Raw genomic sequence first — 14,675 nt, 5'->3', positions numbered from 1 at the left:
TGACGGAGGTGGTGACAACCGACGCCGTACGTCATGCCCATCGCGCCTCCCATCACACCGTGAGCCCGACACCGCGCACGGACCGGCTGGTCATGGGGGACTTCTCCCGGCCCGACGGGGCCCGGCACCCCCGTCACCCGCGCGGCTACGAGATCGCCGATCCCGAGGAGGCCGCCGAGGTCCGGGACGCCCGCAGCCACCGCCCCGCGGACCCGGCGGTCCTGGAACGGCGGCTGCTGCGCGCACCGGAGGACCGGATCAGGCGGTCCTGATCGCCGGGTCCGAGACGCCCGGGGCGCCGGTCTCCACGTGCCCGGCGAAGCGCCGCAGGAAGGTGGTGTCGAGGTCGGAGACGACCCTGACGTCGTACCAGCGGCCCGTGGAGGCGAGGGTCACGGTGTGGGTGACCGTGCCGCCGGCCCCGACCCGGAAGGTCTGGGCCGCGCCGCCGTAGGAGTTGGTCACGGTGAGGTTGACCGCGGCCGTGCCGGAGTTGGTCATCGTCAGGGCCAGGTCGCCGGTGGCGCTCACGTGGCGGGCCGTGACCTCCGGGCCGGCCTTCTTCGCCGGGCCCTTCCAGGTGCGCAGGAAGCCGTTGGGGCCCCACACCGTCAGGTTGATCTGATGGCCGGTGGAGCTGCTGGTGGACCAGGTGTCGACCAGGGTCTTGCCCGCCTCGACGGTGTAGGGCCAGGGGCCGTCCGTGCGGTTGCCCGAGGTGCTGTGGAAGTGGGCGCCCAGGGTCGGGCCGGAGGCGAAGGTGAGGGTGAACTTGCCGGTGGAGACGGTGCGGGCGCCGTCCACGTACGGGACGTAGCCGAGCGGGCGGGTCGGCTTGGGCCCGGCCTCCTGCGGGGGCAGGGCGCCCGTCGTCGGCGGCGTCGGGTGGTAGGAGGGGTGGCGGTCCTTGTCCGGCGGGACGTAGGCGGCCGTGGACGGCAGCGCTGCGGGTGCGGCGTCGGCCCGGGTGAAGTCGAAGGCCGAGGTCAGGTCGCCGCAGACGGCACGGCGCCACGGGGAGATGTTCGGCTCGTGCACCCCGAAGCGCTTTTCCATGAAGCGGATCACCGAGGTGTGGTCGAAGGTTTCGGAGCAGACGTAGCCGCCCTTGCTCCACGGGGAGACCACGATCATCGGGACGCGCGGGCCCAGCCCGTACGGTCCGGCCGCGTATCCGCCGCCGCCCGCGTAGAGGTCCCTCGACACGTCGGCCGTGGACAGGCCCCAGGCGGAGGAGGCCGGCGGGTACGGCGGGACCACGTGGTCGAAGAAGCCGTCGTTCTCGTCGTAGGTGACGAACAGGGCGGTCTTCGCCCACACCGCCGGGTTCGCCGTCAGCGCGTCCAGGACCTGCGAGATGTACCAGGCGCCGAAGTTCGTCGGCCAGTTGGAGTGCTCGCTGAACGCCTCGGGGGCGGCGATCCAGGAGACCTGGGGCAGGGTGCCGCCCAGCACGTCGGCGCGCAGCCGGTCGAAGTAGCCCTCGCCCGCCTTGGCGTTGGTGCCCGTGCGGGCCTTCTCGTACAGGGGGCTGCCCGGCTGGGCGTTGCGGTAGGCGTTGAAGTACAGCAGCGAGTTGTCGCCGTAGTTGCCGCGGAAGGCGTCGTTGATCCAGCCCCAGGAGCCGGCGGCGTTCAGGCCGTCGCCGATGTCCTGGTAGACCTTCCAGGAGATCCCCGCGGACTCCAGGCGCTCGGGGTAGGTCTTCCAGCCGTAGCCGGCTTCCTGGTTGCCGAGGACCGGGCCGCCGCCCGTGCCGTCGTTGCCGGTGTGGCCGGTCCACATGTAGTAGCGGTTGGGGTCCGTGGCGCCGATGAAGGAGCAGTGGTAGGCGTCGCACACCGTGAAGGCGTCGGCGAGGGCGTAGTGGAACGGGATGTCGTTCCGCGTCATGTACGACATGGTCGTGGCGGTCTTCGCCGGGACCCATTTGTTGTACTTGCCGTTGTTGTAGGCCCGGTGGCCGCCGGCCCAGTCGTGGTCCAGGCCGGTCAGGAACTGCATGCCGAGGTCTTCCACCTGCGGGTGGAAGGGCAGGATGTCCTTGGTGCCGTTCGACTGGTGGAAGATCGTCTTGCCGTTGTCCTGGAGCACCGGCCGCGGGTCGCCGAAGCCCCGGACGCCCTTCATCGCGCCGAAGTAGTGGTCGAAGGACCGGTTCTCCTGCATCAGGACGACGATGTGCTCGATGTCCTGAATGGTTCCGGTGGTGCCCTGCGCCGGGATGGCGGCGGCCCGCGCGACGCTGTCGTTCAGCATCGCGATGGCGGCCGTACCGCCGGCTATCTGCAGGAACCTGCGACGGTCGAGTTCTGCCATGGGTGACGACCTCTGGGGGGTGAGGGAGGGGGAGTCGAGGGGCGCCCCAAGGACAGCGGTCCCGGGGTACCGGACGGAGATGCCTGCGTGACACCGCGCCGTACACCTGGAGAACGGACGGCACTGCGGTACGGCCCTGAGGTCGTGTCCGCGACGTCCCGCCTGCCCGCTGCCGCGCCGCTGGGAGGGTACGGCGAACCACCCGCACACAACAGACGGCGCGAACAGGCCACTTGGCCGGAACGACGCGTTCCTACTCATCCGGACCACGCACCGGACCTCCGCTACCTGAGCATCCGTACTCAGGCCCCGGCACACCCGCCCTTGCCATCGTGTGGACATGTTCATCGAGCCGTGTGACCCGCCCCGCAGCGCCGGGCCGACCGCCGTCGGCAGCTTCCTGCCCGACGAGGTGGTCTCCTCCGAGGCCCTTCAGGGGGAGGTGGCGCGCCGCAGTGGCCTGGCACTGCCGCCGAGGCTGCTGACGCAGGCCACCGGGATCGTCTCCCGCCGGGTCGCGGGCGAGGGCGTGTACGCCTCCACGCTCGCCGTGGGCGCCGCACGCCGGGCGCTGGACTCCGCCTCGCTCTCCCCCCTCGACATCGACCTGCTGCTCTTCGCCTCCGCCTCCCGGGACATGGTCGAGCCGGCGACCGCGCACATCGTGCAGGCGGAGCTGGGCTCGCGGGCCCACGCGCTGGACGTCACCAACGCCTGCAACAGCTTCGTGAACGGCATCGACCTCGCCCGTTCGATGATCCTCGCCGGGCGGGCCCGGCGGGCCCTGGTAGTCACCGGCGAGACCCCCAGCCGGGCGGTGCGCAAGGACCCGTCCGGACCGGCGGAGCTGCGCGACGGGTTCGCCGGCTACACCTTCGGCGACGCCGGCGCGGCCGTCGTGGTCGAGGCGGTGGAGCGCGGCGGCATCCTCGACGTGGACACCGAGACCCACTCGGAGCACTGGGAGGTCGGGGGCATACCCGGCGGCGGTTCGCGGCACCCGCGCGGGGACGCGTACACCTACTTCCGCGGCGACGGGCACGAACTGCGCGGCGTCTTCGAGAAGGTGGGCACAGCCGTCATCGACCGGACACTGCACCGTACGGGGATGTCGTGGGACGGCTTCGCGAAGGTGCTCGTGCACCAGGTGACGGTCCCCTACCTGGAGCGGTTCGCCGAACTGACCGGGGTGCCCGCCGACAAGCTGGTGGTGACCGTGCCGGAGCTCGGCAACGTGGCCAGCGCGAGCATCGGGGTGCAGCTGGACCGCGTGTTCCCGCAGCTGGCGCCGGGCGAGCGGGTGCTGTTCGTCGGCCTGGGCGGCGGCATCAGCATCATGACGATGGTCTGGGAGAAGTCGTGAACCGCATGTGGGTCGTGGTGCCCGCGCACGAGGAGGAGGCCCGGCTCGCGGACACCCTGCGGGCGCTCGCCGCGCAGCGGGACCGGGACTTCACCCTGCTCGTCGTCGACAACGCGTCGGCGGACGGCACGGGCGCCGTCGCCCGCCGGTTCGCGGCCACCGCGCCCTTCCCGGTGGAGGTGATCGAGGAGCCCGAGAAGGGTGTCGGCTCCGCCGTGGACACCGGTTTCCGGTACGCGATCGGCCGGGGCGCGGCGCTCCTCGCCCGCACCGACGCCGACTGCCTGCCCCGGCCCGGCTGGACGGCGGCCGCGCGGAGCGCGCTCACCCGCCGCCCCGGGCTGGTGTGCGGGCGGATCACGGCCCGGCGCGACGAGCACGGCCCGGTGGGCCGGGCCGGTTTCGGGATGCTGGTGGCGCTCGCCGCGCTCTTCGGGCGGCTGCGGCCGCGGCACGCCCGCCGCCACGGCTACCGGGCCCCGTACCGCATGCACGCCGGGAACAACATGGCGATCACCGCCGAGCTGTACCTGGCCGTCGGCGGCATGCCGCGGCGCCCCTCGCCGACCGACCGGCTGTTCCTCAACGCCGTACGCCGCCACACCGACCGGATATTCCACTGCCGGGAGATGGTCGTGGAGAACTCGACGCGGCGCCTGCGGGCCTACGGGATCGCCGGCACCGCCCGCTGGTACCTGGACCAGGGCAGCGGACCGCACGGAACGGACGACCCCCGCTGATGTTGGACCGACTCGACCACGCGCTGCGCAGCCGCCCCGAGCGGCCCGCCGTGCTCACCGCGACCCGTACCGGCGCGCCCAGGGTGCGGGCCACCCGCGGCGAACTCGCCGAGCTGGCGGACGCGTTCGCCGCGGCCCTGCACGCGCGCGGGCTGCGCGCCGGGGACACCGTCGGGGTCGCCGTGCGCCCCGGGCCGCGGGCCCTCGCCGTCCTGCTCGCGCTGTGGCGGCTCGGACTGCGCGGGGCCGTACTGGACCCCGGCGCCGGACCCGACGTACTGCGGGCCCGCCTCGCGCTGGCCAAGCCCGCGCTGGTACTGGCCGACGCGGCCGCGCAGGCGGTGGCGGGCTGGGCCCGGCCGCTGGCCCGCCGGGCCGGACTCGCCCTGCCCGACCTGGCGGGCCTGGGGCCGGTGGCCACGGTCGGGCCCCGGCTGCCGGGGGGCGCGCCCTCGCTGGACCTGGGGGCGCCCCGGCTCGGGGTGCCGGCGCACGCCGCCGTGGACGGCGACGCCGACGCGGTGATCGTGTTCACCTCCGGGACCACCTCCAGGCCGCGGGCCGTGGTGCACACCCGGGCGAGCCTGTCGGCCGGCATGGCCACGGTCTCGTCCCTCTTCGACGCCCGCGGGGACGAGCCGGTGCTCGGCGGTACCTTCTTCGTCCTCGTCCCCTCCCTGACCCGGGGTGCCGCCGTGGCCCTGCCGGCCGGCAACGCCCGGCTGCTGGCCCGGCAGTTGCACCGGCTGCGGCCCGCAGACAGCTATCTGACCCCGCCCCGGCTGCGGGACGCGCTGGGCGCGGGCGCCCGCTTCCACGGCCGGGTGTGGACGGGCTCCGCCCCGGCCGGCGCCGGGCTGCTGGAACGCGTACGGGACGCGGGCGCGGCCGAGGCCTGGGGCGTGTACGCGCTCACCGAGCTGTTCCCCGCCGCCGCGGTGGAGTCCCGGGAGAAGTCCGCTTTCGAGGGGGCCGGGGACCTGGTCGGGGCTCCGCTGCCCGGCGTACGGGCCGACCGGGACGACGAGGGCCAGCTGCTGCTGGCCGGGCCGGCGGCCCGCCACCGCTACCTCGGCGAGGAACCCGATCCGTGGGTGCGTACGGGTGACCGGGCGCGGCTGGACGCCGCGGGCCGGATCGTCCTGGAGGGCCGGTGCAAGGACATGGTGCTGCGCCGGGCCGAGAACATCTACCCGGGCCTGTACGAGCCCGCCCTGCACGTGCCGGGGGTGGAGCTGGCGGTGCTCGTCGGGATCCCGGCGGGCGACGGCGACGAACGCCTCGTCGCCGTCGTACAGCCGCAGCGCGGCGCGGACGAACCGGCCCTGCGCGCGGCCCTGTCGGAGCCGGTCGCCCGGATGGGCACGGCCCGGCCCGACGAGGTGCTCCTCGCCCGGATCCCGCTGTCGGGGCGCTCGCGCAAGCCGGACCGGGCGGCGACGGCCGCCCTGGCGGCGCGACGCCTGAGCCCGGCGCGATGACCCGCGCCGCCGGTCCGGGGCCCCGCCGCCGGACCGGGACCGGGTGGGTGGCCGCTGCCGCACCCGGAGCCCTCTCCCCGGCCTTCCCGGCCGGCCGATCCACGGAGGCAACGCCCTGATGGCCCTGATGAGCCCCACGTCCCACGCCCGGGCGCGTCGCCGCGACCGCCGGGTCTACCTGGGCGGCCACCCCGTGCTCTTCGGACTGCTCGCCGCGACGCGCGGACGGCCCGTCCGCCGGATCGGCGGCACCCTGCTGGTGCACGGCACGGACGCCTACCGGCAGGCCCTGACCAGGCTGCCGCTCGACCGGACCGCCGAGGGCACCACGGGTGCCGCCGCGCGTTCCGCGCTGGCGGGAGACGGGGGTGTGCTCTTCGACCAGGAGGGCACGGAGCACCGGTCGGACCGGCGGGAGCTGGCCGGCCGCCTCGGCGCGTCCGGCGTGGAGGACCTGCGGGTGCGGTGGCAGCCCCTGCTCGCACGGCATCTCGCGCCGCTCTCCGGGGGCGGGGAGGTGGACCTCGTCGAGCTGGCCCGCGAACTGTCCGGGACGGTGGTGTGCGCGCTGCTGGGCTCCGGCGCCGACCCGTGCGAGGTCGCGCGGGCCGCCGCCGAGGCCGCGGCCGCGTCCGTACGCAGCCACCTGCCGGGGCCGCGCCGCCCGCGCGCGGAGGCCGCCGCGGCCCGGGCCGCCGGACGGCTGGGCGGCCTGCTGGGGAGTGTCCGCGATGTGGTGCCCGCAGCCCGGAGGGCGGGCTCGGCGGAGTCCGGTGCGTGGGCCGGCGAGGCGGCGGAAGAGGCGCGTGGGGAGCATCGACGGTCGACGGCACGGCACGGATGCGTTCCGGACCCCGCCGAGCGGGACCCCGCCGAGCCGGCGGAACTGCCCGCGCACGCTCCGGGCCACGCCGACGGCGCACTGGCCGCGATGGTGGCGGTGGCCGCCGTGAACACCACGGTCGCGGCGCTGCCGCGGGCCGTGGCCTGGTGCGCCGACGCCGGACTGTGGGACCGGGCCGGCGACGAGACGCTGCGCCCGGCCCTGGCGGCCGAGCTGCTGCGGGTCACCGCGGCCTCGCCGCTGCTGCCGCGGGTGGCCGCCGCGGACGGCACGGTCGGCGGCTGCCCGGTGCGGGCCGGCGACCGGCTGCTGCTGGTCGCCCGGCATGCCGCCGAGGCGCACCGGCGCGACCCGGACGCCCACGATCCGGCGGGACCGGCCCTGTCCCGGCTGGTGTTCGGGGCCGGGGCGCACGCGTGCCCCGGAGCCCGGCTGGCGGCCGTCCAGCTGGCCGACGTACTGGCGGCGCTGGCCCCGTACCGGCCGGTGGTGACGCGGGCCCGGGTGGACCGGGGTGCGGCGCTGCCGGGCTGGCGGACGCTGTGCGTACGGGCGGCATCGTGATCGCGGTCACGGGCGCGAGCGGCTTCTGCGGAGGGCACGTGGCGCGCGCCGCGGCGGCGGCCGGCGCGCGGGTGGTGGGTCTGGGGCGCAGGCCGGGGCCGGTGGGCGAGCACCGGTTCTGGGACGCGGCCGCGGGCGACCCGGACCTCACCGGGGTCAGCGTGGTGGTGCACTGCGCGGCGGCGGTCGGCGACCCCTCCCCCGGCTCCGCGGCGGAGGCGCTGATGCGCGAGGTCAACGTCGCCGGCACCGAGCGGCTGCTGCGGGCCGCGGCGGGCCGGCCGGTGGTGTGGGTGAGCAGTGCCAGCGTCTACGATCCGCGGCCGGACCGCTCCCTGGTCGGCGAGGACCATCCGCGCGCCGGCCAGTTGAACGCCTACGGCCGTACGAAGGCCGCCGGCGAGGCCCTGGCGCTGGCCGCCGGGGCGGTGGTGCTGCGCCCGCGGGCCGTGTACGGGCCGGGCGACACCACGCTGCTGCCGCGGCTGCTGTCCCGGGTCCGGGCGGGCACCCTGCTGCTGCCGGGCCCGGACGTGCGGCTGAGCCTGACGGCGGTGGAGAACCTGGCGGATGCCTGCCTCGCGGCCGCGGCCTGGCCGCCGGGGGCGTACAACATCGCCGACGGGCAGGCGTACGGGCGGGACGCCGCGGTCCGCGCGGTGCTGGACGCGCACGGCGTCCGCGCCCGCATCCGGCACCTGCCGCTGCGGGTGGCCCGTACGGCGGCCCGGGTCGCGGAGGCGCTGCCCACCGCCGAGCCGGCCCTGAGCCGCTACGCGGTGGACCAGCTGGCCCACCCGGTGGTCCTGGACCTGACCCGGGCCCGCGCCCAGGGCTGGCTCCCGCGCCGCACCCTGGCGGACCACCTGGGAGACGTCGTGGCGGCCGGGGCCGGGATGGTCAGCCGGTGACGGGGGCCGGGGTCTGCCGGGCCTGGTCGATGAGGAGGTCGAGCAGCGCGAGCAGGGACGCGCGGACGTCCGTGCGCGAGCGGGCGTCGAGCATGAGGACGGGCGTGTTCGGATCCCGCAGGTGCAGGGCCGCCCCGATCTCCTCGGCGGTGTAGGGCTGTTCGCCGTGGAAGCAGTTCGCGCCGACCACGAAGGGCAGGCCGCGGCTCTCGAAGAAGTCGACGGCCGGGAAGCTGCGGTCGAGGCGCCGCGTGTCGACCAGCACGATCGCCCCGAGGGCGCCGCCGAGGAGGTCGTCCCACATGAACCAGAAGCGTTCCTGGCCCGGTGTGCCGAACAGGTAGAGGACGATGCCCGCGTCGGTGAGCGTGATCCGGCCGAAGTCCATCGCCACGGTGGTGAGGTTCTTGGACTCGATGCCGTCGAGGTCGTCGACGCCGACGCCCGCGGCCGTCAGCCGCTCCTCCGTACGCAGCGGCTCGATCTCGGAGATCGTCTCCACCAGGGTGGTCTTGCCGACCCCGAATCCGCCGGCGATGAGGATCTTGACCGGGGCCGGTTCCCCCGGGGCGGGTGTGGCGGGCGTGTCATATCCGGGCAAGGCTGTCCCTGATTCTCATGAGCAGGTTGACGTCGGTGGTGTCGGAGGCCGCCAGGGGCGGCCGGTGGGTGATCAGCCCGCGGTCGGCGAGTTCGCCGAGGAGCAGCGTCATCGGGGTGAGGCGGATGTGCATCCGCGCCGCTATCTCCGCGACCGCGCGCCCGCCCGGCGGCGCGCACAGGTCGAGGATCTCCTGCCACTCGGTGGGGAGTGCCCCGTGCGCGTCGTCGGCGGCCGCCGCCGTGATGGTGGTGTCCATGGTCAGGACGGTGTGCGCAGCGGCCGTACGGCCGTCGGTGAGGGCGTACAGCCGCGTACGGCGGCGGCTTGCGGGCTGCGGCTCGTCCTGCGGCATTACGGGTTCGGCACCTGGCCGCGCTCGGGGGTACCCAGCCATTCGCCGAGCGCCTGCGCGGTGCGTACGGCCTCGCCGCCCAGTTCGCCGAGGCGGGCCTTGCGGGAGGTCACCACGATGAGCGTGCTGCCCTCCCCGCACCCGACGATGCAGAGGTACCTGTCGTCCATCTCGACGAGCTGGCGGATGACGCGGCCGCCGTCGATCTCCCGGGATATCGCCTTCATCGTGGAGGCGATGCCGGAGGCGGCGGCCGCCATGCGCTCGGCCTGGGGCTGGTCCAGCAGGTAGGCGCTGAGCCGGATGCCGTCGTTGGACAGGAGCACGGCTCCCTGGATGCCGGCGATTCTGCTCAGGTTGTTGTCGAGGACGCTGTAGATCGCGTCGTTGGATGCCGCGGTGTTCGATGAGGTGGTCATGGCTGATCCCGTCGGAGCTCTTCTTCCACTGTCTGGGTCCCCTGTTCGTAGTCCGCCCAGGCGTCGGCGACCTCTTCGGGTGTCGCGGTGTCCTGGGGAACCTGTGTTTCCGGCGCGTGGGGCGCGCGCAGTTGGTCGGCGAGGTGGGTCTGCGGGACGCGCTCGGGGAGGGCCGGCCGCGCGGGGGCGGCCGCCGCGGCCGAGCGGGCCGCGGGTACGGCGGCAGGCGTGGGCCGGGGCGTCTTCGTACGGCGGCTGGGCAGTCCGGCGCTCGTGTGCGCCACCGGCTCGCGCTCGCGGTCCGCGGCGGGGCCCGGCGCAGCGGGTGCGTCCGTAGCGGACTCGGCCGAAGCGGACTCGGGCTCCGCCGCCGGGGCCACAGTCGGTTCCACAGCCGTTTCCACGGCCGGGGCCGCGGGTTCGCGGCGGGCGGGCTCGCGCGGGGTCTCCCCCTCGGTCGGCAGCAGCAGTTCGGCGGGGAGGACCACCACCGCGCAGGTCCCGCCGTACACCGAGCGGCGCAGGGTGACCGTGGCGCCGAGCTGGTCGGCGAGGTGGCCCACGACGAAGAGGCCGAGCCGGTGCGCGTTCTGCGCGAGGACGGAGTACGGCGGTGCCTGGTGCAGGCGCCCGTTCATCTCCTCGTACCGCTCGGGGCTCACGCGCGGCCCGCGGTCCTCGATCTCGACCGTCAGCCCGTCCGCGACGAGTTCGGCGCGGATGACCACCTTGGACTTGGGCGGGGAGAACCGGGTGGCGTTGTCCAGCAGTTCGGCCAGCAGGTGGCTGATCTGGCTGATGGCGCCCGGTTCCACACTGGTCTCGTCGAGGGCCTGACGCTCGATGCGCCGGAAGTCCTCGACCTCCGCGGCGGCTTCGCGCAGCAGGTCGGCGACGCGCATGGGCTCGGTGTGCGGGTCGGGGACCTCGCCGCCCGCCAGGATGAGGAGGTTCTCGATCTGCCGCCGCATGCCGACCGTCAGCTGGTCGGACCGCATCAGCTGGACCAGCAGTGCCTCGTCGTGGCCGAAGGTGTCCTGGATGTCCTCGGTCAGGCTCAGCTGGCGGCTGACGAGGTTCCCGGTGCGCGAGGCGATACCCGAGGCGAACAGTCCGAACCCGTGGCGCTCGGCGGCGAGCCGGCGGTGTCCGTCGACCGATACGGCGACGGCGCGGGCGAAGGCGTCGCTGATGCGCCCGACCTCGTCGCGGTCCCCGCTCACGGCCGGCAGGGCCTCGGGGTCCACGGTCTGTCCGCGCTGGAGCCTGGCGACGACGTCGGGGAGGGTCTCCTCGGCCACGGTCACCGTGCGCTCGTGCAGTTCGCGCAGGCGGCGCAGGACCGACCGGGTGGTGAAGACGACCACGACGACGACGGCCAGCAGTCCGCCGCCGCTGCCGGCGATCAGCCAGGCGACCTCGGTCTGCAGCTCCGCGGCCTTGGCCTCGCCGCGGGCGAGCACCGAGCGCGCCAGGTCGATGTTGAGGGTGGTCATCTGGACGGAGAAGTTGGCGTGGGCGGACTTCCAGCCGCGGACCTCGGCGGGCACCCTGATGCCCGTGTCGGTGTCCTTGTGCCCGGAGAGGACCGCGTTCTCGATGCGTGTCTTCGCCTGCCAGTCCTCGGATCCGACGACCCGCTCGTAGAACCGCTCGTCCCGCGCCGTCAGGTGCGGCACGATCAACGCTTCGTGCAGGTAGCGCTGGGCTCCCAGGGAGCTGACGAACTGGTCGTAGCCGACGAAGCTCAGTTCCCCGGACGGCCCGGCGAGGGCCAGTACGGTGTCCTCGCGCGCCACCATCTCGGTGGCCTGGAGCATCGAGACCACGGGGCGGCTCGCCTGGGCGAGTTCGGCGTCCTCGGCGTGGCTGAACTCCTGCTGGTAGACCTGGATGACCTTGCCGATGACCTCGGAGTAGTAGGCGAGGGTGCTGTCGGCGGCGCCGCTGCGGGTGTCCGCGCGCTGGCGGTAGGCGGCCAGTTTCCCGAGCTGCCGGGTCACTTCGACGAAGGACCTCGACGGGTCGTCGGCGAGCCGGCCGAACTCGGCCGCGGCCGAGTCCGTGGCGGCGCGCCGTACGCGCAGTTCGCCCTCGGCCCCTTCGGTGCCCGCCCACTGGGCCGCGGTCGCCGTCCGCTCGGCCTGCATGTCGACCATGAGCGTGTAGAGGGGTGCGCCGACCCGCTCGGCGGCCTCGACGTCGGCGCGCAGCTGCGCGGACTGCTCCAGCAACCGGTCGGCGGTCACCGTGACTTGGGTGCCCATCGCCACGGTGGGGACCACTGCCAGCCAGATGAGGAGGGTGCGCAGGCGTACGGTGCGCCACCGACGCGTCGTCGACTGCCCTCGTACGCCTTCGGGTTCTATGGGAGACATCGGTCCTCGGGAGCGGGGGCGACTGGGGACGTCAGGGGTGGCCGAACAGCCTGACCGGGCAGGGCACTGCTGAGGGGACGGACACAACCGGTGTGGTCGTGACGGGATGTGAGGGGGCGATCATAACCAGACAGACGGAAGAAACGGAGAGGTGTCTTCGAAGGTCGTACGTGCTATCGCCGGTGGATCACCCCAGGCCAGAGACCGGATCGGAACCGAACCGCGATGTCCTCGACACCATCCGCGTCCGGTTCCGGCCAGCCGCCCCTCCGGTCGCACCGGTCAGGGGGCGGGGTGACGATGGAAAGGCGGCCCCGCCCGCGGCGCGCGGCGCGCGGCCTCCCGATTCCTCCCGGTAAGGAAAACTCATGAACCGGCGCACACGGCTCCTCGTCCTCGGTCCCCTCGTGGCCGCCTCGTTCGTCGCCGCCCCCAGCGCCCTCGCGGCGGTCCCGCACACCCCGCCGGCCGCGGTCCCGGCCGCGACGTGTTCGACCTCCGGGGTCCTGGAGAACGGGAAGGTGCACCTGTCCGGCGGCGGCTTCACCCCTGGCCCGGCCTACGTGTACGGGTCGGCCGGCTTCGGCGGCACGGTCGAGATCGCCGAGAACGGCGGCTTCCAGGTCATGAACGTGCCGCCCGGGCAGTACAGCGTCCGCCAGGGCGGCGAACTGACCCAGTGCAGCGGCTGAACCCGCCCGGGCGTCCGGGCCTGAGCCCGCGCCCCGTCCGGGCCTGAGCCCGCGCCGCGTCCGCTCGCGGACACGAGGCGGGCCTTCCCGGCCCCCGTGCGGGGCCGGGAAGGCCCGGTCGTCCCCGGAAAGCCCGGGGCCTGCTGAGGCGTCCTGCGGGTCAGCCCGCGTCGGGGGCCGGGGTCAGGCGCAGCGAGATGCTGTTGATGCAGTACCGCTGGTCGGTGGGCGTCGGGTAGCCCTCGCCCTCGAAGACGTGTCCCAGGTGGGAGCCGCACTTCGCGCAGCGGACCTCGGTGCGGACCATGCCGTGCGAGGTGTCGGCGAGCAGTTCGACCGCGTCGGTGTCCTTCGGGTCGAAGAAGGACGGCCAGCCGCAGTGCGAGTCGAACTTCTCCGAGGAGCGGAACAGTTCGGCGCCGCAGCCGCGACAGGAGTAGACGCCCTCCGTCTTGGTGTCGGTGTACTCACCGCGGAAGGCCGGCTCGGTGCCGGCGAGGCGCAGCACCTGGTACTCGGACGGGGTCAGCTCCGCCTGCCACTGCTCGTCCGTCTTCTCGACCTCGTACGACATGACTCTCCCGCTCCCTCGTTCCGTCAGCTCGACAGGCGCGCGAGGATGGCCGGACCGAGGTCCGTGACGTCGCCCGCGCCCATGGTGAGAACGAGATCACCGGGCTTGGCCATTCCCGCGATGACGTCGGCGACGGCCGTCTTGTCGTGCTCGGCGGTGACGTCGGCGCCCGCGGCCCGGGCCGCGGCGATGATGATCTCGCTGGTGACGCCGGGGACCGGGTCCTCGCGGGCGGGGTAGATGTCCAGGACCACGGAGGCGTCGGCGAGGGCCAGGGCCTGGCCCATCTCCTTGCCGAGCTCCTGGGTGCGGGAGAAGAGGTGCGGCTGGAAGACGACCAGGATCCGGGAGTCCCCGGCGGCCCCGCGGATGGCCTCCAGGTCGGCGGTCATCTCGGTGGGGTGGTGCGCGTAGGAGTCGATGACCTGGACGCCGGCCGCCTCGCCCTTGAGCTGGAGGCGGCGCTTGACGCCGGTGTACTTGCCGAGGGCGGAGGCCAGGTTGTGGGCCGGGATGCCGAGGGCGACGCCCGCGGCGAGCGCGGCGACGGCGTTGTGGGCGTAGTGGCGGCCGGGGACGGAGACGGTGAAGGTGAGCATCCGGCCGTCCAGGACCACGGTGACCTCGCTGGTCAGGCCGCGCGGGGTGATCTTGGTGATGCGGATGTCGGCGTCCTCCTCCTCGCCGTACGTGACGACGGTGAGGCCCTCGCGGCCCGCGACGCGGCGGGCGATCTCGGCGGCGCCCTCCTGGCCGTGGGCGACGACCAGGGTGCCGCCGGGCACGATCTTCCCGACGAAGGTCTCGAAGGACTCGTGGATCTCGTCGATCGACGCGTAGTTCGCGTGGTGGTCGAGCTCCGCGTTGAGGATGATCGCGACCTGCGGGGAGTACTTGTGGAAGGAACGGTCGCTCTCGTCGGCCTCGGCCACGAAGATGTCGCCCTCGCCGTGGTGGGCGTTGGAGCCCGGGGCGTCCAGGTCGCCGCCGATGGCGTAGGAGGGGTCCAGGCCCAGGGCCGAGAGGGAGACCGCCAGCATCGAGGTGGTGGTGGTCTTGCCGTGGGTGCCGGCGACGGCGATCGGGCGCAGGCCGTCCATCAGGGCGGCGAGGGCGTCGGAGCGGTGCACGACGGGGATGCCGAGCTCGGCGGCCCGGGCCAGCTCGGGGTTGTCGGCGCGGATGGCGCTGGAGACGACCACGCAGGTGGAGTCGTCGGCGAGGTTCTGCGCGGCGTGCCCGCCGTGGACCGTGACGCCGTGGGCGCGCAGCGCGTCGGCGGTCTCGGAGTCGCCGCGGGCGTCGCTGCCGGCGACCGTGCCGCCGCGCTGGGCCAGGATCTTCGCGATGCCGGACATGCCGGCGCCGCCGATGCCGATGAAGTGGGGCCGTTCCATGGCGGTCGGCAGGCCGGGCTTCATTCAGGTCGCTCCA

The 14,675-nt window shown here is 74.3% G+C and carries 14 protein-coding genes; 7 read left to right on the top strand and 7 right to left on the bottom strand.

What is annotated here, in order from left to right; genetic code table 11:
• The first annotated feature begins 59 nt into the window (after window positions 1–59).
• Entirely contained in the window at window positions 60–272 is a 213-nt protein-coding gene (locus ACFWFZ_RS18455; RefSeq protein WP_387123534.1) for a hypothetical protein, read from the top strand.
• Here the strand turns inward: ACFWFZ_RS18455 and ACFWFZ_RS18450 are convergent.
• Complete coding sequence (locus tag ACFWFZ_RS18450) at window positions 259–2,319, bottom strand: phosphocholine-specific phospholipase C (protein WP_387123532.1); 2,061 nt, start codon at window positions 2,317–2,319, stop codon at window positions 259–261. The two genes, ACFWFZ_RS18455 and ACFWFZ_RS18450, sit on opposite strands and share 14 nt — an antisense overlap.
• A gap of 340 nt (window positions 2,320–2,659) precedes the next feature.
• On the opposite strand from ACFWFZ_RS18450, the gene ACFWFZ_RS18445 reads away from it, so the two are divergent.
• From ACFWFZ_RS18445 to ACFWFZ_RS18425, 5 genes are all read left to right on the top strand, one after another.
• On the top strand, window positions 2,660–3,682 hold the full coding sequence (locus ACFWFZ_RS18445; protein WP_387123530.1) for a 3-oxoacyl-ACP synthase III family protein: 1,023 nt from the start codon (window positions 2,660–2,662) through the stop codon (window positions 3,680–3,682).
• 5 nt (window positions 3,683–3,687) lie between these two features.
• Window positions 3,688–4,422: a glycosyltransferase gene (locus tag ACFWFZ_RS18440; RefSeq protein WP_387123611.1), complete on the top strand. Its 735-nt coding sequence runs from the start codon at window positions 3,688–3,690 to the stop codon at window positions 4,420–4,422.
• A complete protein-coding gene (locus ACFWFZ_RS18435; protein WP_387123528.1) occupies window positions 4,422–5,903 on the top strand; it encodes an AMP-binding protein in 1,482 nt (493 codons plus the stop codon). The genes ACFWFZ_RS18440 and ACFWFZ_RS18435 overlap by 1 nt, the downstream gene beginning before the upstream one ends.
• Window positions 5,904–6,030: 127 nt before the next feature.
• Window positions 6,031–7,311: a cytochrome P450 gene (locus ACFWFZ_RS18430; RefSeq protein ID WP_387123526.1), complete on the top strand. Its 1,281-nt coding sequence runs from the start codon at window positions 6,031–6,033 to the stop codon at window positions 7,309–7,311.
• A complete protein-coding gene (locus ACFWFZ_RS18425; protein WP_387123524.1) occupies window positions 7,308–8,222 on the top strand; it encodes an NAD-dependent epimerase/dehydratase family protein in 915 nt (304 codons plus the stop codon). The genes ACFWFZ_RS18430 and ACFWFZ_RS18425 overlap by 4 nt, the downstream gene beginning before the upstream one ends.
• Here the strand turns inward: ACFWFZ_RS18425 and ACFWFZ_RS18420 are convergent.
• Genes ACFWFZ_RS18420 through ACFWFZ_RS18405 form a run of 4 tightly spaced genes read right to left on the bottom strand, consistent with a single transcriptional unit; the run spans window position 8,212 to window position 11,975 of the window.
• On the bottom strand, window positions 8,212–8,823 hold the full coding sequence (locus tag ACFWFZ_RS18420; RefSeq protein WP_387123522.1) for an ATP/GTP-binding protein: 612 nt from the start codon (window positions 8,821–8,823) through the stop codon (window positions 8,212–8,214). The two genes, ACFWFZ_RS18425 and ACFWFZ_RS18420, sit on opposite strands and share 11 nt — an antisense overlap.
• A complete protein-coding gene (locus ACFWFZ_RS18415) occupies window positions 8,810–9,178 on the bottom strand; it encodes a DUF742 domain-containing protein (protein ID WP_387123520.1) in 369 nt (122 codons plus the stop codon). The genes ACFWFZ_RS18420 and ACFWFZ_RS18415 overlap by 14 nt, the downstream gene beginning before the upstream one ends.
• Window positions 9,178–9,597 carry a roadblock/LC7 domain-containing protein gene (locus ACFWFZ_RS18410; protein WP_030651655.1) on the bottom strand — a complete coding sequence of 140 codons (420 nt, stop codon included), beginning with the start codon at window positions 9,595–9,597 and terminating at the stop codon, window positions 9,178–9,180. The genes ACFWFZ_RS18415 and ACFWFZ_RS18410 overlap by 1 nt, the downstream gene beginning before the upstream one ends.
• Window positions 9,594–11,975, bottom strand: coding sequence for a nitrate- and nitrite sensing domain-containing protein (locus ACFWFZ_RS18405; protein ID WP_387123518.1), 2,382 nt, complete (start codon window positions 11,973–11,975; stop codon window positions 9,594–9,596). Before ACFWFZ_RS18405 ends, ACFWFZ_RS18410 begins: the two co-directional genes overlap by 4 nt.
• A gap of 368 nt (window positions 11,976–12,343) precedes the next feature.
• Here ACFWFZ_RS18405 and ACFWFZ_RS18400 point away from each other — a divergent pair, with 368 nt between their 5' ends.
• Window positions 12,344–12,667: a hypothetical protein gene (locus tag ACFWFZ_RS18400; protein WP_387123516.1), complete on the top strand. Its 324-nt coding sequence runs from the start codon at window positions 12,344–12,346 to the stop codon at window positions 12,665–12,667.
• 160 nt (window positions 12,668–12,827) lie between these two features.
• Here ACFWFZ_RS18400 and msrB read toward each other — a convergent pair whose 3' ends face one another.
• On the bottom strand, window positions 12,828–13,241 hold the full coding sequence (msrB, locus tag ACFWFZ_RS18395) for a peptide-methionine (R)-S-oxide reductase MsrB (protein WP_030847745.1): 414 nt from the start codon (window positions 13,239–13,241) through the stop codon (window positions 12,828–12,830).
• 23 nt (window positions 13,242–13,264) lie between these two features.
• Window positions 13,265–14,662, bottom strand: a complete 1,398-nt coding sequence (gene murC, locus ACFWFZ_RS18390) for a UDP-N-acetylmuramate--L-alanine ligase (protein ID WP_387123515.1) — start codon at window positions 14,660–14,662, stop codon at window positions 13,265–13,267.
• Window positions 14,663–14,675: the final 13 nt, after the last annotated feature.

This window comes from Streptomyces sp. NPDC060232 (genome assembly GCF_042726555.1).
In the GTDB taxonomy this organism is placed as follows: Bacteria; Actinomycetota; Actinomycetes; order Streptomycetales; family Streptomycetaceae; genus Streptomyces.
The sequence above is the reverse complement of the archived record's forward strand: the minus strand, read 5'-3'. Positions and strand labels throughout refer to the sequence as shown.